The following is a 24764-nucleotide window of genomic DNA, read 5'->3' as shown; positions in this document are numbered from 1 at the left end:
CACCGGATGGTGAGAGGGGGAATTATCAGGCAGCTACCACGCTGTCGATAGCGGCTTTCGCGTCGGACTGTGCTTTAGACGCCACTTCCGGGCCGTAAGCAATACCTTCAGCAAAGACGACATTCACGTCGGTGATGCCGATAAAGCCCAGGAATACGTTCAGATACGGCGTGATCAGGTCGGTTGGTGTGTCTTTATGAATACCACCACGGCTGGTCAGCACCACAGCGCGTTTACCTGTCACCAGACCTTCCGGGCCTTTCTCGGTATAACGGAAAGTCACACCGGCGCGGGCAATCAGGTCAAAGTAGTTTTTCAGCTGCGTTGGAATGTTGAAGTTGTACATCGGCGCGGCGATAACAATCACATCATGCGCTTTCAGCTCAGCAATCAGCTCATCGGACAGCGCCAGCGCTTCTTGCTGACGCGGTGTCAGCGGTGTATCGCTCGGGCGCATCGCACCCACCAGTTCGCCATCCAGTACCGGTACAGGATTTGCAGCCAGGTCACGGACAGTGATTTCATCAGCAGAGTGCTTTTCACGCCACTGTTCAACAAAATAATCAGACAACTGACCAGACTGAGAGTACCCTGCCAGAATACTGGATTTAAGAACTAATACCTTGCTCATGGGTGTTTCCTTTTATGTGTTTGAAGGGGGAGTGCCCCGTTGCTTGTTGACACTTTATTCACAATCCTGTCGCAGTGATAGCGCAATATATCGAATCCTATGTTCGAAATTATTGAACAACACATGAAAAGCGCCGATGTGGTACTCTATACCCATCATCTAAAAGAGATTTAACCCGGCAGAGCACTGCCTTTTAACGCTATGACAGAACAACAAAAATTAACCTTCAACATGTTGCAGCAACAGCTGGATTCACTGATGCTGCGTGACAGACAGCGTTTTGCCCGCCGCCTGCACGGTGTGAAGAAGGTTAAAAATCCTGATGCACAACAGGCCATTTACCAGGAGATGGCGAAAGAGATTGAACAGGCAGCCGGTAAAGTTGTGCTGCGTGAAGCGGCGCGTCCGGAAATCAGCTATCCGGAAAACCTGCCCGTAAGCCAGAAAAAACAGGATATTCTGGAGGCAATTCGCGACCATCAGGTGGTGATTGTCGCCGGTGAGACTGGATCGGGGAAAACCACCCAGTTACCCAAAATCTGTATGGAACTGGGGCGCGGGGTAAAAGGGCTGATAGGCCATACCCAGCCGCGTCGTCTGGCGGCGCGCACCGTGGCGAACCGTATTGCGGAAGAGCTGCAGACCGAGCCTGGCGGCTGTATTGGTTATAAAGTTCGTTTCAGCGATCATGTCAGTGATAACACTATGGTCAAGCTGATGACGGACGGTATCCTGCTGGCGGAAATCCAACAGGATCGGCTGCTAATGCAGTACGACACCATCATCATCGATGAAGCGCATGAACGCAGTCTGAATATCGATTTTCTGCTCGGCTATCTGAAAGAACTTCTACCGCGTCGCCCGGATCTAAAAATTATCATCACGTCGGCGACCATAGATCCTGAACGTTTTTCAAAGCATTTCAATAACGCGCCGATTATCGAAGTCTCCGGCCGAACGTATCCGGTGGAAGTGCGCTATCGCCCGATTGTTGAAGATGCAGATGACACCGAGCGTGATCAACTGCAGGCTATTTTTGATGCTGTAGAGGAATTAGGCCGTGAAAGTCAGGGCGACATTCTGATATTCATGAGCGGCGAGCGTGAAATCCGCGACACCGCCGATGCCCTGAATAAGCTGGATTTACGCCACACCGAAGTGCTGCCGTTGTATGCGCGTCTCTCCAATAGCGAGCAGAACCGCGTGTTCCAGTCGCACAGCGGTCGCCGTATCGTGCTGGCGACCAACGTGGCGGAAACGTCACTGACCGTGCCGGGCATTAAATACGTTATCGACCCGGGTACGGCGCGTATCAGCCGCTACAGCTACCGCACCAAAGTGCAGCGCCTGCCGATTGAACCGGTGTCGCAGGCCTCTGCTAACCAGCGTAAAGGCCGCTGCGGTCGTGTTTCGGAAGGGATCTGTATTCGTCTGTATTCCGAAGACGATTTCCTGTCGCGTCCGGAGTTTACTGACCCGGAGATCCTGCGTACCAACCTGGCATCCGTTATTTTGCAGATGACCGCGTTGGGGCTGGGCGATATCGCGGCGTTCCCGTTTGTTGAAGCGCCTGATAAGCGCAATATTCAGGACGGTGTACGCCTGCTCGAAGAGCTGGGAGCGATAACCACCGACGAACAGGCAACCGCATACAAGTTAACGCCGTTGGGCCGTCAGCTGTCGCAACTGCCGGTGGACCCGCGTCTGGCACGCATGGTGCTGGAAGCGCAAAAACATGGCTGTGTGCGCGAGGCGATGATCATTACCTCGGCGCTGTCCATTCAGGATCCGCGCGAGCGTCCGATGGACAAGCAGCAGGCTTCCGACGAGAAGCATCGCCGTTTCCATGACAAAGAGTCTGATTTCCTCGCATTTGTGAATCTGTGGAACTATCTCGGCGAGCAGCAAAAAGCACTGTCGTCAAACCAGTTCCGTCGCCAGTGCAAAGTCGATTTCCTGAACTACCTGCGCGTGCGCGAGTGGCAGGATATCTACACGCAACTGCGCCAGGTGGTGAAAGAGTTGGGTATTCCGGTTAACAGTGAACCTGCTGAATATCGGGAGATCCACGTCGCGTTGCTGACCGGTTTACTGTCGCACATCGGGATGAAAGATACCGATAAACAGGAGTTTACCGGGGCGCGTAACGCTCGCTTCTCGATCTTTCCGGGGTCGGGTTTATTCAAAAAACCGCCGAAGTGGACGATGGTGGCAGAGCTGGTAGAAACCAGCCGCCTGTGGGGACGTATTGCCGCGCGTATCGATCCTGAATGGGTGGAACCGGTAGCCCAGCATCTGATCAAACGTTCATACAGTGAACCTCACTGGGAGCGCGCGCAGGGTGCTGTGATGGCGACAGAAAAGGTCACCGTCTACGGTTTGCCGATTGTGGCGGCCCGTAAGGTGAACTACAGCCAGATCGATCCCGCACTGTCGCGTGAGTTGTTCATCCGCCATGCGCTGGTGGAAGGCGACTGGCAGACTCGTCACGCCTTCTTCCGCGACAACCTGAAACTGCGCAACGAAATCGAAGAGCTGGAGCATAAATCGCGCCGCCGCGACATTCTCGTCGATGACGAAACGATGTTTGAGTTTTACGACCAACGCATCAGCCATGACGTAGTTTCTGCTCGTCACTTTGATAGCTGGTGGAAAAAGGTCAGCCGTGAAACACCGGATCTGCTCAACTTTGAAAAGAGCATGCTTATCAAAGAGGGCGCGGAAAAAATCAGTAAGCTGGATTATCCGAACTTCTGGCATCAGGGTAACCTTAAGCTGCGCCTGAGCTACCAGTTCGAACCTGGAGCCGATGCGGACGGTGTGACCGTACATATTCCACTCCCGCTGCTTAATCAGATCGACGAGAGCGGTTTTGAATGGCAAATTCCGGGGCTACGCCGCGAACTGGTGATCGCCCTGATTAAGTCGCTGCCGAAACCGGTACGACGCAACTTTGTACCTGCGCCGAACTATGCCGAAGCGTTTTTAGGTCGCGTCACGCCGCTGGAACTGCCGCTGCTGGACGCGCTGGAGCGTGAACTGCGCCGCATGACCGGCGTTACCGTTGACCGTGAAGACTGGCACTGGGATCAGGTGCCAGATCACTTAAAAATCACCTTCCGGGTGGTGGATGATAAAAATAAGAAGCTACAGGAAGGGCGTTCGCTGCAAGATTTGAAGGATGCGCTGAAGGGTAAAGTTCAGGAAACATTGTCTGCGGTGGCCGATGACGGCATCGAACAGAGTGGGTTGCACATCTGGAGCTTCGGTCAGCTTCCGGAAAGTTACGAACAAAAACGCGGTAACTATAAGGTGAAAGCGTGGCCGGCGCTGGTCGATGAGCGTGACAGCGTTGCCATCAAACTGTTTGATAATCCGCTGGAACAACAGCAGGCGATGTGGTGCGGTTTACGCCGCCTGTTGCTGCTGAATATTCCTTCGCCAATCAAATATTTGCACGAGAAGCTGCCCAATAAAGCCAAGCTGGGGCTGTACTTTAACCCGTACGGTAAGGTGCTGGATTTGATTGACGACTGTATCTCCTGCGGTGTGGATCAGTTAATTGACGCCAACGGTGGTCCGGTGTGGACCGAAGAAGGCTTCGCGGCGTTGCATGAAAAAGTGCGGGCTGAACTGAACGATACGGTGGTGGAGATTGCGAAGCAGGTCGAACAGATCCTGACCGCAGTGTTTAATATCAACAAACGTCTGAAAGGGCGCGTGGATATGACCATGGCGCTGGGTCTTGCGGATATCAAATCGCAAATGGGCGGTCTGGTGTATCGCGGGTTTGTTACCGGCAATGGTTTCCAACGTCTGGGCGATACGTTGCGTTATTTGCAGGCTATTGAAAAACGTCTGGAAAAACTGGCTATCGACCCGCACCGTGACCGTGCACAGATGCTGAAAGTGGACAGTGTGCAGCAGGCCTGGCAGCAGTGGTTCAATAAACTGCCTCCCGCGCGCCGTCAGGATGCCGATGTCAAAGAGATCCGCTGGATGATAGAAGAGCTGCGCGTCAGCTATTTTGCCCAGCAGCTTGGTACACCGTATCCGATCTCCGATAAACGTATTCTGCAGGCGATGGAGCAGATTTCGGGATAAATCGGTGCAGGGCCGTAGGCCGGATGAAGCGTAGTCGCCATCCGGCATCTGTACCCGGTAAAGATAAACACCAGGAGTCATCAATATGAGTCAGTTTCCGACACTTTCCGCAACCACCCTTGCGGCTATCAATACCGTAGGGCGATGGCTGGCGCAGAATGATTTTACGGGGAATATCACCGTTCAGTCAGATTGCGTGATTCTGGCAGGAAACGCGGTTATTCCTACCATCGACGCCGCCTGTCGGATCGCGAAAGAGCAACAGGTTCCCTTGCTGATTAGCGGTGGTATCGGTCATTCCACGCGCTTTCTGTATGATGCGATTGCCCAGCATCCGCGTTATAGCATCATTCGTACTACCGGACGCGCGGAAGCGGCGATCCTTGCCGATATTGCTCACCAGTTCTGGCAAATTCCGGGTGAGAAAATTTGGGTGGAAGATCAGTCGACAAACTGCGGTGAAAATGCCCGATTTAGCTGTGCGTTACTGAATCAGGCGGCAGAAAGCATTCATACCGTCATTGTGGTGCAGGATCCCACTATGCAACGCCGCACAATGGCCACGTTTCAGCGCGTAACCCGCGATGAGCAACATGCGCCGCGCTGGTTGAGTTTCCCTGGTTTCATTCCTGAACTGGCCCAACAGCACAACGGCGTGGATTTTGTGCCCGCGGCAGAAGGTCTGTGGTCGGTAGACCGCTATCTTTCTCTCATTACCGGTGAACTTCCGCGCCTGCGGGATGATGCTGCCGGGTATGGGCCCTGTGGACACGATTTTATCGTACATGTTGATATTCCCCAGGACGTTGAGCAAGCCTGGCAGCAGCTAAAAAATGATACCGCGCTGACCGACTTACTGGAGAGCCGTTCTCTGTAATTTTTGCTGCCCGTTTGTCGGCGTTTTATGGCAAACGGGCAGAAAGCCCATCCGTTTTTTCTCTTCATCATCACTTTTCCAGATGCTTTTATGAAGCAGTTCACAGAACCGCCACTCCAGCGATAATGCGTCATGCATGATTGATATTAATTAACAATAGTTTTACTTGTTAAAAACAAATCAATCACAGGAGAGCCGCATGTCAGTACCCGTACAACATCCTATGTATATCGATGGGCAGTTTGTGACCTGGCACGATGACGCCTGGATTGATGTCGTCAATCCGGCCACGGAAGAGATTATCTCGCGTATTCCCGATGGGCGTGCCGAAGATGCGCGTAAAGCGATCGATGCTGCGGATCGCGCTCAGCCGCAATGGGAAGCGTTGCCTGCCATTGAACGGGCAAACTGGTTACGCAAAATTTCTGCAGGTATCCGCCAGCGAGCCGATGAAATCAGCGCGTTGATTGTGGCGGAAGGTGGAAAAATTCAACAACTGGCTGACGTTGAAGTCGCGTTTACCGCCGACTATATCGATTACATGGCGGAGTGGGCGCGTCGCTATGAAGGCGAGATCCTGCAAAGCGATCGCCCGGGTGAGAATATCCTGCTGTTTAAGCGTGCACTGGGCGTGACGACGGGCATTCTACCGTGGAACTTCCCGTTTTTCCTGATTGCCCGCAAACTGGCTCCCGCCTTGCTGACGGGGAATACCATCGTCATTAAGCCGAGTGAATTCACTCCGAATAACGCCATCGCCTTTGCCAAAATTGTTGATGACATTGGTTTACCGCGCGGAGTCTTTAACCTGGTGCTGGGACGCGGTGAAACGGTCGGTCAGGAGCTGGCCGGAAACCCGAAGGTCGCCATGGTGAGCATGACTGGTAGCGTCGGCGCAGGTGAGAAAATTATGGCCGCAGCGGCCAAAAACATCACCAAAGTTTGTCTGGAGTTGGGTGGTAAAGCTCCAGCTATCGTGATGGACGATGCTGACCTTGAGCTGGCAGTGAAGGCCATTGTTGACTCACGGGTGATTAATACCGGACAGGTATGCAACTGTGCCGAACGCGTATACGTTCAGAAAGGTATCTATGACCAGTTCGTTAATCGTCTGGGTGAGGCGATGAAAGCCGTGCTGTTTGGCAATCCGGCCGAGCGCAATGACATTGCGATGGGGCCACTGATTAATGCCGCTGCGCTGGAGCGTGTAGAGCAAAAAGTCGAGCGAGCGGTGCAGGAAGGCGCCCGTGTGGTGCTGGGCGGTAAAGCCGTTGCCGGCAAAGGTTATTACTATCCGCCGACGTTACTGTTAGACGTGCGCCAGGATATGGCGATTATGCACGAGGAGACGTTTGGTCCGGTGCTGCCGGTGGTTGCATTTGATACGCTGGAACAGGCGCTGACAATGGCCAATGACAGCGACTACGGACTGACCTCATCGATCTATACGCAGAATCTGAATACGGCAATGAAGGCGATTAAGGGACTGAAGTTTGGCGAAACCTATATTAATCGCGAAAACTTCGAGGCGATGCAGGGCTTCCACGCTGGCTGGCGCAAGTCCGGGATTGGCGGGGCAGATGGTAAACACGGTCTGAATGAATACCTGCAAACACAGGTAGTGTATTTGCAGTCTTAAGTTTTTCGCCGGGTGAGCCTGTACGCCACCCGGCGCAATTCTCACACTTTGGTGGCGATCCAGTTCATCATCATTTCCGGCCAGATGGCCAGCGGTAACCCTTGCGCATCGCGAATACCAAATCCGTGCTTACCGCGTTCAAACAGATGCATTTCGACCGGAACGCCCTGCTCACGTAGCGCATTAAAGAAAACCAGGCTGTTTTCCACCTTCACCGCCGGATCGTCAATGGCGTGTAGCAGGAACGTCGGCGGCGTTGTGCTATCCACGCGTTCTTCCAGAGAATAGTGGCGCAGATCTTCCTTTTCTGGCGTAGCGCCAACCAGCTCAAGACGGGATCCCGGGTGACCGATGTCTTCGCGCAGAGTAATCACCGGGTAGACCAACGCCATGAACGCAGGACGCGTTGGTTGCTCGTCTATGCTATCAATCGGTGTATAAACCGGTTCGGCAAACCGGGTTCCCAGACTGGCGGCCACGTGACCACCGGAAGAGAAGCCCAACACACCGATACGATCAGGGTTAATTTTCCATTCATGGGCGTTGGCACGAATGTAGCGCATGGCGCGCTGGGCATCGGCCAGCGGCGCGTTTGCACCTTCCTCATGGCCATCACCCGGCATGCGGTAGGTCATCACAAACAGGGTATAACCGCGAGCGTTAAAGAATGGTGCCAGTACGCTGCCTTCTTTATCCATCACCACGCGACGGTAAGAACCTCCCGGTGTAACAAGGATCCCTACGCCGTTAGGTTTTTCGGGGGCATAAACGGTAATTTCCGGGGCGCGAATACCGGTGACAGCACGATCATACTGAGATGTTCCTGTATGTCGGGGTTCAGGCGTAAACACCGCATCGCTGTTTTTTGCTCCGGGGGCTTCACCCTGCGGCCAGAATGAGACGGTGGCGGCCTTAGCAACGGCTTGCTCCATCATGTTTTCTAACGTTTCACGACTCAGTGCTTCCATTACTATGCTCCCTCAGTGGCAAAGGTTAGCTATAGCACAGTCAGTGAATCGAAAACGGGGAGAGACTCACAACGTATTGAATTCGCGGGAAATGAAAGAGGGCGGAGGCGGGCCTCCGCCAGAACATTAGAGCTTGATAAATTTATCCAGCGTACGAATAAGTTGGGTGACAAAACCGTATTCGTTATCGTACCAGGCGACGGTTTTTACCAGCTGTAGATCGCCCACTTCGGTAATTTCGGTTTGTGTCGCATCAAATACCGAACCGAAATGCGAGCCAATGACATCTGATGAGACAATCTCCTCATCGGTATAACCAAATGACTCATTATTTTGCGTGGCTTTTTTCAGCGCGTTGTTGACCTCTTCAGCAGTGACTTTTTTCCCCAATATCGAAACCAGTTCCGTAACGGATCCGGTTTTCACCGGAACACGCTGGGCGTGGCCTTTTAATTTTCCGCTCAACGCCGGAATGACCAGACCAATGGCTTTGGCGGCTCCGGTGGTATGGGGAATGATATTTTCTGCCGCAGCCCGTGAGGCGCGCAGATCTTTCCCGCGTGGACCATCAACCAGCGACTGCGTTCCCGTGTAGGCGTGGATGGTGGTCATAGTGCCAAGCTGAATACCGAAGCTATCGTGCAGCGCTTTCGCCATCGGTGCCAGGCAGTTGGTGGTGCACGATGCGACCGAGATAATCCGATCGTTCGCATCCATTGTGTCGTCGTTGACGTTAAAGACGATGGTTTTCATATCGCCAGCCGGGGCGGATATCAGCACTTTTTTGGCACCTGCATCCAGGTGTGCGTTGGCTTTTTCTGTCGAGGTATAAAAACCGGTGCATTCGATGATTATCTCAGCGCCAGTGGTTTTCCACGGGATATTTTTGGCCTCTTTTTCTGCGTAAACCGCGATTTTTTTACCGTCGACAACCAGTGCGTCTTCGGTAAAGTCGATGCTCCAGGGAAACGGGCCGTAGTTTGAATCGTGCTTTAACAGATAGGCGAGAATTTTGGGCGAGGTGAGGTCATTAATGGCCACAACCTCCACGTTGCTTTTGACTTCCAGTAGTCGACGCAATACCAGACGACCGATACGACCAAAACCGTTAATGCCAATTTTACTCATGGTTTTCTCCTGTCAGGATGAGGCGGTACGACATATTTTCCCTACCAGGCTTAGTCCAGACAGGCATCCTCGGCAATAGCGGTTCTTGCGGTTAAGCGTAAGCGACTGAAAATGGGTGAACAAAAGTTAATGAATTTTTAACAAAAGCCCGTTATGTTGACGCATTATTGTTTTTATTCAGGAAGTGTTATGGGGAATAAGTATTCTGGCCTGCAAATCGGTATTCACTGGCTGGTCTTTTTGTTGGTTATTGTGGCCTACAGTGCCATGGAGTTTCGCGGATTTTTCCCGCGCAGCTATCGCCCCTTGTTCAACATGGTGCACGTCTCCTGCGGTATCACTATTTTAACGCTGATGGTGGCGCGTCTGCTGGTCAGGCTGAAATATCCGGCACCGCCGATTGTGCCGAAACCGAAGCCAATGATGACCGGCATGGCGCATCTGGGGCATCTGGTTATCTATCTGTTGTTTATTGTCCTGCCGATTATTGGGCTGGTGATGATGTACAACCGGGGTAACCCGTGGATTGCATTCGGCATCGTTATGCCGCATGCGGCAGAGGCCAACTTTGATTTAGTGGATATGCTGAAGTCCTGGCACGTGACGCTGGCAAACCTGGGCTATTTTGTTATTGCCCTGCATGCCGTTGCGGCCCTGATGCATCACTATTTCTGGAAGGATAATACGCTGCTGCGCATGATGCCGCGCAAACGCTCCTGAGGTAACGCCCCGCAAATGCGGGGCATTTTTTTAGGCCGCGGCAATGGCGACAATCCACCATGCCGCGCGTTTGCCATAAGGCGACCGCTAACATGGAATAAAATCGTAAATTATTTTTCCAGACAGCATAAACGCTTACCGTCAAGATGGTTAAACAACGCTCAGTTCATCACTCCCGTCACTTGATCACTGTCTTCATTAAAACTACTGTATATAAATACAGTTATATGAGAGGCAGATTATTATGTTGTTTTTCCAGCCAGTTGAACACCCCGAAATCAAACACTTCCCGCTATTTAGCGATCTCGTGCCCTGCGGTTTTCCTTCTCCGGCGCAGGATTACGTTGAGAAACGTATCGATCTTAACGACCTGTTGGTGCAGCATCCCAGCGCAACCTATTTTGTTAAATCGTCTGGCGACTCCATGATGGGGGCAGGGATCGGTGCTGGCGACTTGTTGGTAGTCGACAGTGCCAGAAAAGCGGCCCACGGAGACATTGTGATTGCTGCTATTGAAGGCGAATTCACCGTTAAGCGCCTGCAATTGCATCCGGTGGTGATGTTGAAGCCAGAGAACAGCGCCTACGCACCGATCATGATCGGCAGCGAGGACACGCTGGATATATTTGGCGTGGTGACATTTATCATTAAATCCGCGGGCTGATTATGTTTGCGCTGGTGGATGTTAATTCGTTTTATGCCAGTTGTGAATCGGCATTCCGACCGGACCTGAAAGGTAAACCCGTTGTTGTTCTTTCAAATAACGATGGTTGTGTCATTGCCAGTAGCGCGGAAGCGAAGGCGCTTGGCGTCAATATGGGAGCACCATACTTCAAACAGAAAGATCTGTTCAGGCGCTGCGGCGTGTTCTGCTTTAGTTCGAACTACGAGCTGTATGCGGATATGAGTAGCAGGGTAATGTCGATTCTGGAGGAGCTGTCTCCGCGCGTGGAAATGTACAGTATCGATGAAGCCTTTTGTGATTTAACCGGCGTGCGAAACTGCAGGGATCTTACAGATTTTGGTCGTGAAATCAGAGAAACCATTTTACAGAAAACACGCCTCACGGTTGGGGTCGGTATCGCCCAGACCAAAACCCTGGCCAAGCTGGCGAACCATGCTGCCAAAAAGTGGCAGGAACAGACTGGCGGGGTGGTGGATCTCTCGAATATTGAGCGTCAGCGTAAGCTGATGGCTGCGCTCCCGGTTGATGAAGTCTGGGGTGTCGGACGCCGTATCAGTAAAAAACTGGACGCCATGGGTATTAAAACAGTATGCGACCTGGCGGATACCGATATTCGCTTTATCCGCAAACATTTCAACGTCGTGCTTGAGCGCACTGTGCGGGAATTGCGCGGTGAACCTTGCCTGGCGTTGGAAGAGTTTGCGCCAGTTAAGCAGGAGATCATTTGTTCAAGATCGTTTGGTGAAAAACTCACGGATTACAATGCGATGAGAGAGGCTATTTGTACCTATGCTGCACGTGCTGCGGAAAAATTACGCAGAGAGCACCAGTTCTGCCGGTTTATCTCTACGTTTATCAAAACCAGCCCATTTTCCCTGAATGAACCGTATTACGGTAACAGCGCATCGATAAAACTGCTGACACCAACCCAGGATAGTCGGGAAATTATAAGGGCGGCCACACGTAGCCTGGACGCAATATGGCGAGAGGGACAACGTTATCAAAAAGCAGGGGTCATGCTGGGCGATTTTTTTAGCTCAGGCGTTGCACAGTTGAATCTTTTTGATGACAACGTTCCACGGCATAACAGCGATAAGCTGATGGCCGTTCTGGATACACTCAATGCTGAAAAGGGTAAAGGAACACTCTATTTTGCCGGACAAGGTATACAACAACCGTGGGCAATGAAGCGAGATAGGCTTTCACCGCGTTATACAACGAGATATAGCGATTTACTACGGGTGGGATAGCCATTGTTATCGTAAATAAGCGTCCAGAGCGATTCTAAAACTGTCCAGAAATAAATAAAAAAACGATTATCAGCCGCCATTAAAAATTTTATTGTAGCGCCGACTAACAGATAACTAACTGACAAACGGCAAGTCTATAATAGGAAATTTATGAAAAAGACGCTTATTACACTCATTATTGCAAATGCGCTGACCGCGACTACGGCATTTGCCGCAGCGGATGCGGGAACCTGGTATGCTGGTGGGAAATTTGGTTGGTCACATTACTTTGATACCAGCGCAAGCCAGCAAACGGGGGCCAATGGTAATAAATATGGTGATGTTGGTTTTGATAGCGATAACGTCGGTGGCGGGGTCTTTACAGGCTACCAGATTACTCCATGGCTGGCAGTTGAAGGCGGCTATGATTATTTAGGTAATATGCAATTCAACGGTAAAAATGGTTCTTCTGGTTCTCAAATGAAAAGCCAGGGTCTGCAATTGTCGCTGAAAGCAAGTTATGGTTTGACTGCTGATTGGGATATCTACGGTCGTGCAGGGGCAATGGGATATCGCGCGGAGTCAGATATTAAAGGCAATAACCGCTTTGATACTGGTGTGCGTCCGGTTGTGGCTGTTGGTACGGAATATGCCTTTAACAAGAACTGGGCTGGACGCGTGGAATATCAATGGGTGAGCAATGTGGGTAATGAAAACCAGATTGGCGTATCAAGTGATGTTAGTTCCGTTACCGCTGGGTTGTCATATCGCTTTGGCCAGCATGACGACGCGGAGGTTACGCCTGCACCGGCAGTTGCCGCAACTCCTGCGCCTGAACCTCAGCGTTTTAACTTAAAATCTGATGTGATGTTTGGTTATGATTCAGCAGCATTAACCCCAGAAGGGAAAGCGGCGATTGCGCAGTTATACCGAAATCCCGGTCTGCAACCGGCCAAAGACAAAGCGACCGTTGTTATTGGCTATAGCGATCGCACCGGAGCCGCAGATTATAACCAGCAACTGTCAGCCCAGCGCGCTCAGGCTGTTGCCGATGAATTAGTCGCGTTAGGCATGCCGGCTGCAAATATTACTGCACAAGGATATGGTTCGAGTGATTCTGTCACGGGATCCAGTTGTGATGGGCAGACCGGACAGCAGCTGATTAATTGTCTTGCTCCAGATCGCCATGTCGTTGTTGAGATCACTGATAAGCACTAAATCGGTGTACAAAAAGCCCTCCTCATTATCGAATGGGGAGGGCTTTTTTATTCGCACAGTGAACTATCATTAACTGTGACAATTTAAAGATGTTAGAGCGTAATCATGTTCATAGAATCGTTAGTTTCGAGAGCTAAAGGTAAATTATGGCGTTATTTTCTGCCACGGTTTACTCTGAAAAATCATGTGGATGATCAAGTATATAATTACTATGGTGTTTATTTTTCGGATGTAAAACAAGAAAAATATCAGCTTGTGAGTCTAAGAGGCAAAAATGATGTGCTTGAAAAATGGCATGCTGAGCAGCACGCCTATATGGAGAAAATAAACCTTCCACTCAATGATATTGAAAAAATGAATGTTGAGATTATTCATTGGAGAAAGCAAGGTCCGTTAAGGTTTAATTCGATTTTTCTTTTTGCAATAAATTATTTTACGCGTATTGCTTATGTAAAAAATGCTCTGACGAGAGCAAAAAGCAATCTCTTTTCTTCATTCGCCAGTAACAAGGCGTTGAGTGGACTTGATCGTATAATGTTGCTACAGATGCTGGTGAACGAATATGTACATCAATCGCCAGAGAAAACTCACACTGGAGTAACATGTGATGAGGTTATTGATCTATTGTACGGGACGCTTTGGTATAAACATATCAAGAATGAAGATTTCAGGAGGAAGGTCTTTCTGCTGCTCCAGTCACTTGTAATTACAGAGGATGTCAGATTTAGTGATGAAAAATATTATATTCAGGGCAAGGCTATTTCAACAATTGTTTCATGGGAATCTGAAGATAAACGGGAAAAGCAGCAGATCAGGATCCAGAAAAATATTAGTCGTTTGATGCTTGTGATTACCGCGTCCACATTGATGATCACCCTGGCGATACTGGCTCAGGCAGGCCTTATTAATCTACATAATCTTTGGGTGCATCTGACACAGTTAAAACCAATCAGGGTGTTGTTCAAACTAATATAATAAAAATCAATGCGTTAACATAATCAGTAATCATATATTTTACAGCCAAATAACAAATCTGATAGTATACCCCCCTATAGTATCTGGAGGGCGTATGCCGCATTCACCTGAAGACAAGAAACGCATTCTCACCCGTGTACGCCGTATTCGCGGTCAGGTTGATGCGCTTGAGCGCGCACTGGAGTCCGGCGAACCGTGTCTGGCTATCCTGCAGCAAATTGCCGCCGTGCGCGGTGCATCCAATGGCCTGATGGGCGAAATGGTTGAGATCCATCTGAAAGACGAGCTGGTCAGCGGGGAAACTACGCCAGATCAGCGTGCCGTGCGCATGGCTGAAATCGGCCATCTTCTGCGTGCTTATCTAAAATAACACCATCACCTCGCAATAATGGGAAGAGACAAATGAAATCACGTGCAGCAGTTGCATTCGGCCCCGGCCAACCGTTAAAAATTGTCGAAATCGACGTCGCACCGCCAAAGAAAGGTGAAGTGCTGGTTAAAATTACCCATACCGGCGTGTGCCACACCGACGCCTTTACGCTCTCTGGCGACGATCCGGAAGGCGTATTCCCGGCGGTACTTGGCCATGAAGGTGGTGGCATTGTGGTTGAAGTAGGCGAAGGCGTTACCAGTCTGAAACCGGGCGATCATGTGATCCCGCTGTACACCGCAGAGTGCGGCGAGTGTAAGTTCTGTAAATCGGGTAAAACCAACTTGTGCCAGGCCGTACGTGCGACCCAGGGCAAAGGTCTGATGCCGGATGGCACAACGCGCTTCTCGTATAACGGTGAGCCGATTTATCACTATATGGGCACCAGCACCTTCAGCGAATACACTGTTTGCGCGGAGATCTCTCTGGCGAAGGTTAACCCGCAGGCCCCGCTGGACAAAGTGTGTCTGCTGGGTTGTGGCGTGACCACCGGTATCGGAGCAGTCCATAACACCGCAAAAGTGAAAGAAGGCGACACCGTAGCCGTATTTGGTCTGGGCGGTATTGGTCTGGCGGTCATTCAGGGCGCGGTGCAGGCGAAAGCCGGGCGTATTCTGGCCGTTGATACCAATCCGGAAAAATTTAAGCTGGCAGGTGAGATGGGCGCGACCGACTTCATCAACCCGAAGGATTACGACAAACCGATTCAGGATGTGATCGTCGAACTGACTGACGGCGGTGTGGATTTTAGCTTTGAATGTATCGGTAATGTTAACGTGATGCGCGCAGCGCTGGAATGTTGCCATAAAGGATGGGGCGAAAGCATCATCATTGGCGTGGCGGGAGCAGGACAAGAGATCAAAACGCGTCCGTTCCAACTGGTTACCGGGCGTGTCTGGCGCGGTTCCGCGTTTGGCGGCGTGAAAGGGCGCACTCAGCTTCCAGGCATGGTTGAAGAAGCAATGAGCGGGAAAATTCAGTTGGACCCGTTTATCACCCACCGCTTGCCGTTGGAACACATTAACGAAGCATTCGATTTAATGCATCAGGGTAAGTCCATCCGTACCGTTATCCACTTTGGCGATAACTGATTCATTGGCCAGCGGATTTAACCGCTGGCACTTTCCTGAATTTTTTAGAATTATGTTGTGAAAGTGTGACGAATCCGGCGCTTTTCAAGGTAAGTAAACTTCCCGGATTGCCGATGACTATCTAACGGGCGTGTTTTCACGCATAAACCCTACAAGAGAGTCGACGGTCATGGACAACACTACATCGATGCAAGCCCAGCATAAACTGGGCTTTCTGCATCAAATCCGGCTGGTTCCGCTGTTTTCCTCCATTCTCGGTGGCATTCTCCTGCTGTTCGCCCTAAGTTCTGGGCTGGCAAGCTATTTTCTTATGCAGGCCGATCGCGATCAGCGCGACGTGACCGATGAGATTCAGGTCAGGATGGGGTTATCTAACAGCTCTAACCACTTACGCACCGCACGTATCAATATGATCCACGCCGGCGCGGCGAGCCGTATCGCCGAAATGGATGACATGAAGGCCAATATTGCCGAGGCCGAAAAACGGATCAAGCAGTCGCAGGACGGTTTTAACGCGTATATGTCGCGTGCGGTAAAAACGTCTGCTGATGAAGCGCTAGATGCTGAACTGAGCGCCAGCTTCAAAGCCTATACCGACGGCTTACAGCCCATGCTGAAGTACGCTAAAAACGGCATGTTTGAAGCGATCATCAACCATGAAAATGAACAGGCCCGACCGCTGGACTCTGCTTACAATAAGGTATTGTTAAAAGCGATCGACATTCGTACCGCAAGGGCGAACCAGTTAAGCGAACAGGCGCATCAGCGTACACAACTCGGCATGGCTTTTATGCTGGGTGCATTCGTTCTTGCGCTGGCGCTTACCGTAATGACGTTCATTGTTCTGCGCCGCACGGTCATTCATCCTCTGTTACGCGCGGCCAAGCGTATTGAGCAAATTTCCGCGGGCGATCTGACGATGCAAGATGAACCGACTGGGCGTAGCGAAATTGGTCGCCTGAGCCGTCACCTACAGGCAATGCAACGATCGTTGGGGAAAACGGTGGGCACGGTACGTCAGGGCGCGGAAGAAATCTACCGCGGTACCAGTGAGATTTCGGCGGGTAATACCGATCTGTCTTCACGTACTGAACAACAGGCTGCGGCGATTGAACAAACGGCAGCCAGCATGGAAGAGCTGACGGCCACGGTGAAGCAAAACGCCGACAATGCGCATCACGCAAGCAAGCTGGCGGAAGATGCGTCCGGCAAGGCCAGTCGGGGCGGTCAGATGGTTTCTGGCGTGGTGAAAACCATGGGCAATATCTCAACGAGCTCGAAGAAAATCTCCGAAATCACAGCCGTGATTAATAGCATTGCTTTCCAGACCAATATCCTGGCGCTGAACGCGGCGGTTGAGGCGGCGCGGGCAGGAGAGCAGGGGCGTGGATTTGCAGTGGTGGCCAGTGAGGTCCGTACGCTGGCAAGCCGCAGCGCTCAGGCGGCAAAAGAGATTGAAGTATTGATCAGCGAATCGGTCCGATTGATTGATCAGGGCTCCGGAGAAGTCGTCGCGGCGGGCAATACGATGACGGATATTGTCGATGCGGTAAAACGCGTCACCGACATTATGTTAGAAATTGCGGCGGCTTCTGATGAGCAGAGCCGGGGCATCGTACAGGTGAGCCAGGCGATATCAGAAATGGATAAGGTTACGCAGCAAAATGCCTCGCTGGTTGAAGAAGCATCGGCTGCGGCGGCGTCTCTGGAAGAGCAGGCTGCACGCTTAACGGAAGCCGTTGGCACGTTTCGTTTAACAGGAATAAGCGCGATTAAACGCGCTTTCGTGACCACTACGCCTGACCCTTCACGTCCGCAGACGGCAACGGCCAGTGGCGATAACTGGGAAACGTTTTAACAATAAATTAAGGGACCTGATGGTCCCTTAATTTTGGGTATCAAAACGGTACGGTTTTGCGTATTGCGGCGATAAGGATCTGCGCGGCCTGAGAGAGTTGCACATCGACACGGGTAAGAATACCGATGGGTTCGCCCGCCCCGTGGGTAGGTATCGGCAACGACACCAGCGTCGCCTGGCGTAAATCTTCTCTAACCGCGCCTGAAGGGACAAACCACACATAGTCGTAATCAACCGTCAGCTGGCGGGAAAGCGATGCTGACAGTGTTTCAATGCAGCCTGGCGGCATTTTACAACCCTGACTTTGCAACAATGCTTCTGCGTGCTGGCGAGGTGCGGTTCCTTTTGGCGAAACCACCACCGGCCACTCCATTACCCGACTTAACGTGATGGTTTCCTGCAACAGCGGATGGTTAGGGCGCACGACCAGTTTAAGTGATTCCAGAAACAACAATTCATAATTCAGACCGACCATCAATTCTGGATCGGCCATGCGACCAATGCCAAGGTCGATTTCCCCGGATTTTAAACCTGCCAGAATCATCGGATTGCTCATGGTGGCGACCTGAAGCGTGGTCTCCATTTGCTGCTTGTGGAAAGGACCAATTACCGCAGGCAGAATGCCCAGTGCCGCGGTGGGTAAGGCCCCGATCCGTACTACATCAGTCTGCGACTCTTCGCGCTGATTTAACGCTTGTCCGGCGGTGTTGAGCGCATCCAGCACTCTTACCGCGTGGGTAAGAAACTGTTCTCCGGGCAGCGTTAACTGCGCGCCAAGGCGGCCACGCTCAAAGAGCCGGGTCCCGGTCAGTTGCTCCAGTTCATTTAGCGTTTTGGAGAGAGCCGGTTGGCTCAGGTTAAGGGTCTCAGCCGCGCGCCCCAATGTTCCCTGCTGTGCAACGGCGACAAAAGTATGAAGGTGGCGCAAGCGAATGCGCTGATTGAACAGAACATTTTTTTCCATAAGCGATGTTAAAAACAGAGCCGTATCGGTGACAAGTAAAGTTGTTTGTTTTTGATAACCTGATAGCAAAATATTATTAACATTTATCATGTTTTACTTACAACTGATTTATTTTGCTTATGTTTTGTACAGCATTGCTGGGGAGTGGGATCATGGAAGGGAGTATGTTCAGTCGTTATACTTTGGTTATTGTTTACTTTTGAACGATTTCTCTTCACAAGGCACTGATGAATGATACATGTAATAGGGCACCTTAATCCCGATAGCGATGCCATCTGCACCGCCGCAATGACGGCACGTTGGCTTAGTTTACGTGGCCGGCAGGCGACGGCATGGCGTTTGGGCGAGCCTAACCGCGAAACGCAGTTTATCTTTGAACATGCGGGGCTGACGATGCCTGAACGGTTGACGTTTGAACTGACCGATCGTGATGTCTGGCTGGTCGATTTCACCGAGCCTGCCCAGGGGCCGGAATCGTTGACTGAAAGTAACGTGGTGGGAATTATCGATCATCACCGACTTGGTGGGCTAGTCACCCGTCTGCCACCGGAAGTGTGGGTGAAGCCCGTCGGCAGTAGCGCAACCCTGTTGTGGCAACTGATGACGGAAGATGAACGCAACCAGCTATCTTCCGCTGAAGCTGTTTTACTGCTCGGCGCCGTATTGAGTGACACTGTCACGCTACGTTCACCAACGACCACCTCTGACGATCGTCAGGCGGTTGATGCGCTGGCCCAAAAAACCGGAGTGGATCTTGACGCTTTCAGCCGCGACCTGCTGTCAGCCAAAACAAGCGTGGAAGGGATGAGCGCCCGCGAACTTCTGCAGAAAGACATTAAAACCTTCACCATCCATGGACATTCAGTCTGTGTAGCGCAGCTTGAACTGTATGCGCTGCAACAGGTGGATTCGGTGCTGGACGATCTCCGTCAGGAAATGGCGAGCTATGCAGAAGAAAAGAATGCTGCGTTAGTCGTGCTGATGCTCACTGACATCAATCTGGGTGACACCAGCCTGTGGTTTGCTGGATCAGAACTTTCAGACATCCCGCAGCCTTGCAAGGTAGAAGGTATGCTTAGCCGTAAAAAACAGATGCTGCCCTGGCTGGAAAGTCATTTGAAACCACGCCAGTAGGTACTGTTCATCTTTTGTATGGGTGGGAAGTTTACGCGGGGTCACACTTTGTAAATTCTTCCCACCGGAGTCAGCGGCGTTTTCTACACTCCAGGTAATATTCACTGGAGGCATGACATTATGGCGAACACCATCACGGCAGATGAGATTCGGGAACAATTTTCGCAGGCAATGTCAGCAATGTACCAGCAGGAAGTCCCGCAGTACGGCACGTTGCTGGAACTTGTCGCTGATGTGAATCTGGCGGTACTGGAAAATAATCCGACGCTGCATGAAAAACTGGCGAATGCGGATGAACTGGCCCGGCTAAACGTTGAGCGTCATGGCGCCATTCGAGTGGGTACCGCGCAGGAGCTTTCTACGCTGCGCCGGATGTTTGCCGTTATGGGCATGTATCCGGTGAGTTATTACGATCTCTCCCAGGCGGGCGTCCCAGTACATTCCACAGCCTTCCGTCCCATCGACGATGCCTCGCTATCGCGCAACCCGTTTCGGGTATTCACCTCGTTATTACGGCTCGAACTAATCGAAAACGCCGCGCTGCGGCAAAAAGCCGCTGAGATCCTCGCGAAACGCGATATTTTCACCCGCCGTTGCCACGAGCTGCTGGATGAATTTGATGCGCAGGGCAGTTTTACAACTGAACAGGCGCAAGAGTTTGTGCATGAAGCGCTGGAAACATTCCGCTGGCATCAGCACGCCACGGTCGATGAAGAGACCTATCACGCATTACATAACGAACATCGGCTGATTGCTGATGTAGTGTGCTTCCCCGGTTGTCATATCAACCATCTGACACCGCGAACGCTGGATATTGACCGGGTGCAGTCGATGATGCCGGAATGCGGCATTGAGCCCAAAATACTGATTGAAGGGCCGCCGCGCCGCGAGGTGCCCATTTTATTGCGTCAGACCAGTTTCAAAGCGCTGGAAGAACCGGTGTTGTTTGCCAGTGAAATGCGCGGCACTCACACGGCACGTTTTGGTGAAATCGAACAGCGCGGCGTGGCCCTGACGCCGAAAGGCAGATCGTTGTACGACGAATTGCTGAATAAAGCGGGAACGGGGAAAGACAATCTGACGCACCAGCTACATCTTCAGGAGGTGTTCAAAGCCTTCCCGGACAGCGAATTCCTGCTGCGCCAGCAGGGGCTAGCCTGGTTCCGCTATCGTCTGACGCCATCGGGTGAAGCGCATCGGCAGGCGATTCGCCCGGATGACGATCCGCAGCCGCTTATTGAACGGGGCTGGCTGGTTGCGCAACCCATCACCTACGAAGATTTTTTACCGGTGAGCGCCGCAGGAATTTTCCAGTCCAATTTGGGTAATGAAACACAAGCTCGCAGCCACGGAAATTCCAGCCGCGACGCGTTTGAACAGGCGCTGGGTTGCGCGGTTTATGATGAGTTTGCGCTGTATCAGGAGGCTCAAGAGCGAAGTAAACGTCGGTGTGGTTTACTTTAATGGAATTTACATGGGATTCGGCCTGTTCCCATCGACATAAAATATTTTCGATTTTGTACAGATAATCGGCGACCAACAATTGGATTATTAATGAATTTTGTCTAGAGTGAGCGGTCAGAAATGTGCACTCTCTTGCCGCTGATTTTGACCGGCGCGGGACCATTTACACGACCAGAAGGACTCACTTTCAGGCATGAATCGCAGACGATTTATTAAAGGTTCAATGGCAATGGCCGCCGTGTGCGGAACCAGTGGTATTGCATCACTCTTTTCCCGCGCCGCCTTTGCGGCAGAGTCTGACATTGCAGACGGAAAAACCGTACGTTTTGATTTTTCCGTTCTGCAATCGATGGCCCATGACTTAGCACAGAAGCCCTGGGGCGGCGCACCGCGCGCGTTACCGGAAACGCTGGCGAAACTGACGCCGCAGGCCTACAACAGCATTCAATATGACGCAGAGCAGTCTCTGTGGAACAATGTTGAAAATCGTCAGCTTGATGCGCAGTTCTTCCACGTGGGAATGGGCTTCCGTCGTCGTGTACGCATGTTCTCGGTTGATGGTAGTACGCATATGGCGCGTGAAATTCACTTCCGTCCGGAACTGTTTAAATACAACGACGCGGGTGTGGATACCAAACAATTGGAAGGGCAGACTGACCTCGGATTCGCTGGATTCCGCGTGTTTAAAGCGCCAGAACTGGCCCGCCGCGATGTCGTTTCTTTCCTGGGCGCCAGCTATTTCCGCGCCGTGGATGACACCTATCAGTACGGTTTATCGGCCCGTGGTCTGGCGGTAGATACCTACACCGACAGTAAAGAAGAGTTTCCTGATTTCACCTCTTTCTGGTTCGAAACGGTTAAACCGGGCGCAACCTCTTTTACCGTGTATGCGCTTCTCGACAGCCCAAGCGTAACCGGTGCATTCAAGTTCGTGATCCACTGCGAGAAAACGCAGGTGATTATGGATGTACAAAACCACATCTATGCGCGTAAAGACATCAAGCAGCTCGGCATTGCGCCGATGACCAGCATGTTCAGCTGCGGCAACAATGAGCGTCGGATGTGCGACACTATTCACCCGCAAATCCATGACTCAGATCGTCTGGCGATGTGGCGGGGCAATGGCGAGTGGATCTGCCGTCCGCTGAATAACCCGCAAAAGCTGCAGTTCAACGCCTATACCGATAATAACCCGAAAGGGTTTGGCTTGCTGCAACTCGATCGCGACTTCTCCCATTATCAGGACATCATGGGCTGGTATAACAAGCGCCCAAGTCTGTGGGTCGAACCGCGCAACCAGTGGGGCAAGGGGACCATCGGTTTGATGGAGATCCCGACGACCGGCGAAACGCTGGATAACGTTGTCTGCTTCTGGCAGCCGGACAAGAAGATCAAAGCCGGCGATGAGCTGGAATTCAAATATCGCCTGTACTGGAGCGCTCAACCGCCGGTGCGTTCACCGCTGGCTCGCGTGATGGCGACCCGGACAGGCATGGGCGGCTTCCCGGAAGGATGGGCACCGGGCGAGCATTACCCGGAAAAATGGGCGCGTCGTTTTGCCGTTGACTTCGTTGGTGGCGATCTAAAAGCGGCTGCGCCGAAAGGCATTGAACCGGTGATTACGCTCTCCAGCGGTGAAGCGAAACAGATTGAGATCCTCTACGTGGAGCCTATCGACGGTTATCGCATTCAGTTTGACTGGTATCCGACTTCTGACTCAACCGATCCGGTAGATATGCGTATGTTCCTGCGTTGTCAGGGTGACGCCATCAGCGAAACCTGGCTGTATCAGTACTTCCCGCCAGCGCCGGATAAACGTCAGTACGTTGACGACCGCGAGATGCGTTAATCACGCCCTTTACGGCTCTCCTGATGGGGAGCCGTATCTGCATTCATCCTCGTAACGACTCTGTACACTATTTACTCGATCCTGTTCGCATTTTTCTGTATAGCAAATGGGTACTCTGTGGGTGTGTATTTCTTATACACGTTCTTGTCCACTAACAGGGAGAAAGTATGTTTCCAGAATACAGAGACCTTATTTCCCGACTGAAATCCGAGAACCCTCGCTTTCTGTCCTTATTCGAAAAACACAACAGCCTTGATCATGAGATCTCCAGACTGGAAGGTTCGGATGGTCGGGGGTATAGTTTGGACATTGTTCGTCTTAAGAAACAGAAACTCCACCTGAAGGAAGATCTGCTCAAAATATTGCAAAAAGAGAGTGTCAGTGAGAGCTAAGTAGAACGGCGCTTGCTGTGTAAAAGGGCTTCCTGCGAGAAACGGAAGCCCTTCCTGTTTTAGGTGTTAATCGACCATCACGCGTTTGTTCGTCGCCCCCCAGAGGATCGACATTTCAGTGAACAACGCGCCGCTAATTTCTTCGACTTCTTCTGCACTAACCTGCGCATTTCCCTGTTTACCGAACAGCACCACTTCATCACCGGATGCAACCTGCGGCAAATCGGTTACATCGACGATCACGGTATTCATGGATGTTTTACCCAGTACCGGAACCCGCTGGCCGCGGATCAGCACGTGCCCCGCATTACTGAACACACGGCGATAACCATCGGCATAACCTGTCGGGATATTGGCCAGAACGGAATCACGTTTAAGGGTATAGGTTCTGTCATACCCGACGGTGTTTCCTTTGGGGTAATGGTTTACCGACGCGATGGCAGATTTAAACGTCATGACGCGTTTGTATTCGGTGCTGGCGATGGTATCGCCATAGAAAATACCGCCAACACGCACCATGTCGAGCCAGGATTCTGGAACGGTCAGGGTAGCGAACGTATTCGCGACATGCAGGGTGACATCTTCGCGCTTAAGCCCGGTAATTTTCAATACCTGGGCTGATTGCGTATTGAAACGGGCCAGATCGCGTTTTACCACTGCCGCATCTTCTTCCGGGAAATGCGACATGATGCCGACAATTTTCAGGCCGGGTAATGCGGAAATAGCGCGTGCTTCTTCCAGACCTGCGGCGGTACTGACTTCCAGACCGTTACGCGACATACCGCCAGAGTTCAGCGCCAGATGGATACGAATAGTTTTACCTTTCTCCTGAGCGATTGCACTTAGACGCTTAGCCATATCCAGATTACCGATAAGCTCTTCGGTATCGAAATCCGCCGCCTGGCGCATCTCTTTTTCCGTCGCGTTACGCACGCGCATGAGCTGCGATGTATAGCCTGACTGGCGAACGGTACTGATTTCCTCGTTACTGGCGATGCCAATACATTGCACGCCGTTTTGCATCATCACCGGCGTTACCAGTGAGAGATCGTGGCCGTACGCGTCGCCTTTAAGAATGGCGCACATCCGGGTTTTATCTCCCAGCAGTTGCTGAACTTTATGGATGTTATATTCCAGCGCGCTGCGGGAAATTTCCAGCGTGGTATTATCCACAACCTGTTGCTTATTGACCGCAAAGGGAACGGGGCCTGCTTGCGTGGTGGAAACAGGTTGGTGACAGGCGGTAATCAGTAAAAGCGGAATAAGTGCTAAACGACCCAAAGGTGCTGCCATGCTTGCTCCTTAGCAATAGAATGAAAGTGTTATTGTCATCATTACGGTCTATCCATGAGGGGATACCCGGATCACCAGAGTAACGGGTTCCACGCCAGAGATTCTTTCTAAGTGA

20 protein-coding genes are annotated in these 24764 nt (G+C 51.6%); 15 read left to right on the top strand and 5 right to left on the bottom strand.

The genetic code is table 11. The features are described from left to right. Positions 1–25: 25 nt before the first annotated feature. Complete coding sequence (gene azoR, locus OGX94_RS07080; RefSeq protein WP_003020341.1) at positions 26–631, bottom strand: FMN-dependent NADH-azoreductase; 606 nt, start codon at positions 629–631, stop codon at positions 26–28. Between the two features lie 201 nt (positions 632–832). On the opposite strand from azoR, the gene hrpA reads away from it, so the two are divergent. The 3 genes from hrpA to aldA all read left to right on the top strand — a co-directional run bounded on the left by hrpA (position 833) and on the right by aldA (position 7251). Next, positions 833–4735, top strand: a complete 3903-nt coding sequence (gene hrpA / locus OGX94_RS07075; RefSeq protein ID WP_257661956.1) for an ATP-dependent RNA helicase HrpA — start codon at positions 833–835, stop codon at positions 4733–4735. Between the two features lie 85 nt (positions 4736–4820). Next, positions 4821–5612, top strand: a complete 792-nt coding sequence (locus tag OGX94_RS07070; protein WP_126957623.1) for a YdcF family protein — start codon at positions 4821–4823, stop codon at positions 5610–5612. Between the two features lie 199 nt (positions 5613–5811). Next, positions 5812–7251: an aldehyde dehydrogenase gene (aldA, locus tag OGX94_RS07065; RefSeq protein ID WP_149335286.1), complete on the top strand. Its 1440-nt coding sequence runs from the start codon at positions 5812–5814 to the stop codon at positions 7249–7251. 41 nt (positions 7252–7292) lie between these two features. Here the strand turns inward: aldA and OGX94_RS07060 are convergent, their stop codons facing one another. Both OGX94_RS07060 and gap read right to left on the bottom strand, forming a co-directional pair. After that, positions 7293–8219, bottom strand: a complete 927-nt coding sequence (locus tag OGX94_RS07060) for an alpha/beta hydrolase (RefSeq protein WP_257661957.1) — start codon at positions 8217–8219, stop codon at positions 7293–7295. A gap of 126 nt (positions 8220–8345) precedes the next feature. Further along, positions 8346–9347: a type I glyceraldehyde-3-phosphate dehydrogenase gene (gap, locus tag OGX94_RS07055; RefSeq protein WP_003833184.1), complete on the bottom strand. Its 1002-nt coding sequence runs from the start codon at positions 9345–9347 to the stop codon at positions 8346–8348. A gap of 189 nt (positions 9348–9536) precedes the next feature. On the opposite strand from gap, the gene cybB reads away from it, so the two are divergent. The 8 genes from cybB (at position 9537) to OGX94_RS07015 (ending at position 17553) form a co-directional block, all read left to right on the top strand. Next, positions 9537–10067: a cytochrome b561 gene (cybB, locus tag OGX94_RS07050; RefSeq protein WP_003833183.1), complete on the top strand. Its 531-nt coding sequence runs from the start codon at positions 9537–9539 to the stop codon at positions 10065–10067. A gap of 244 nt (positions 10068–10311) precedes the next feature. Further along, positions 10312–10731, top strand: coding sequence for a translesion error-prone DNA polymerase V autoproteolytic subunit (locus tag OGX94_RS07045; RefSeq protein WP_003833182.1), 420 nt, complete (start codon positions 10312–10314; stop codon positions 10729–10731). Between the two features lie 2 nt (positions 10732–10733). Continuing rightward, on the top strand, positions 10734–12002 hold the full coding sequence (locus OGX94_RS07040) for a Y-family DNA polymerase (protein ID WP_257661959.1): 1269 nt from the start codon (positions 10734–10736) through the stop codon (positions 12000–12002). Between the two features lie 150 nt (positions 12003–12152). Beyond that, a complete protein-coding gene (gene ompA / locus OGX94_RS07035) occupies positions 12153–13199 on the top strand; it encodes a porin OmpA (protein WP_003833180.1) in 1047 nt (348 codons plus the stop codon). Positions 13200–13385: 186 nt separating this feature from the next. Continuing rightward, a complete protein-coding gene (locus OGX94_RS07030; RefSeq protein WP_257661960.1) occupies positions 13386–14174 on the top strand; it encodes a hypothetical protein in 789 nt (262 codons plus the stop codon). Positions 14175–14268: 94 nt separating this feature from the next. After that, positions 14269–14544: a metal/formaldehyde-sensitive transcriptional repressor gene (locus OGX94_RS07025; RefSeq protein ID WP_003833178.1), complete on the top strand. Its 276-nt coding sequence runs from the start codon at positions 14269–14271 to the stop codon at positions 14542–14544. A 32-nt stretch (positions 14545–14576) separates the two neighbouring features. Next, positions 14577–15695 (top strand): S-(hydroxymethyl)glutathione dehydrogenase/class III alcohol dehydrogenase, encoded by a 1119-nt coding sequence (locus OGX94_RS07020; RefSeq protein WP_164562756.1) that lies wholly within the window; start codon positions 14577–14579, stop codon positions 15693–15695. Positions 15696–15864: 169 nt separating this feature from the next. Beyond that, positions 15865–17553, top strand: coding sequence for a methyl-accepting chemotaxis protein (locus OGX94_RS07015; protein ID WP_257661961.1), 1689 nt, complete (start codon positions 15865–15867; stop codon positions 17551–17553). A 40-nt stretch (positions 17554–17593) separates the two neighbouring features. On the opposite strand, the gene pcaQ is transcribed toward OGX94_RS07015, so the two are convergent. Continuing rightward, on the bottom strand, positions 17594–18517 hold the full coding sequence (gene pcaQ / locus OGX94_RS07010; protein WP_003020288.1) for a pca operon transcription factor PcaQ: 924 nt from the start codon (positions 18515–18517) through the stop codon (positions 17594–17596). Between the two features lie 231 nt (positions 18518–18748). On the opposite strand from pcaQ, the gene OGX94_RS07005 reads away from it, so the two are divergent. From OGX94_RS07005 to OGX94_RS06990, 4 genes are all read left to right on the top strand, one after another. Then, the gene (locus OGX94_RS07005; protein WP_257661962.1) at positions 18749–19651 is read left to right on the top strand and encodes a manganese-dependent inorganic pyrophosphatase; all 903 of its coding nucleotides are present in this window, start codon (positions 18749–18751) and stop codon (positions 19649–19651) included. 120 nt (positions 19652–19771) lie between these two features. Beyond that, positions 19772–21115: a 2-oxoadipate dioxygenase/decarboxylase HglS gene (gene hglS, locus OGX94_RS07000; RefSeq protein WP_257661963.1), complete on the top strand. Its 1344-nt coding sequence runs from the start codon at positions 19772–19774 to the stop codon at positions 21113–21115. A gap of 193 nt (positions 21116–21308) precedes the next feature. Next, on the top strand, positions 21309–22964 hold the full coding sequence (locus tag OGX94_RS06995) for a glucan biosynthesis protein D (RefSeq protein ID WP_103015377.1): 1656 nt from the start codon (positions 21309–21311) through the stop codon (positions 22962–22964). A gap of 167 nt (positions 22965–23131) precedes the next feature. Beyond that, positions 23132–23356, top strand: coding sequence for an HP1242/YdcH family protein (locus OGX94_RS06990; RefSeq protein ID WP_003833168.1), 225 nt, complete (start codon positions 23132–23134; stop codon positions 23354–23356). A 66-nt stretch (positions 23357–23422) separates the two neighbouring features. Here OGX94_RS06990 and alr read toward each other — a convergent pair whose 3' ends face one another. Then, positions 23423–24649, bottom strand: a complete 1227-nt coding sequence (alr, locus tag OGX94_RS06985; RefSeq protein ID WP_003833167.1) for an alanine racemase — start codon at positions 24647–24649, stop codon at positions 23423–23425. Between the last annotated feature and the right edge of the window lie 115 nt (positions 24650–24764).

The organism is Citrobacter sp. Cpo037 (genome assembly GCF_030332945.1).
GTDB lineage: Bacteria > Pseudomonadota > Gammaproteobacteria > Enterobacterales > Enterobacteriaceae > Citrobacter > Citrobacter portucalensis.
This window is presented reverse-complemented; position numbering and strand designations above follow the sequence as displayed.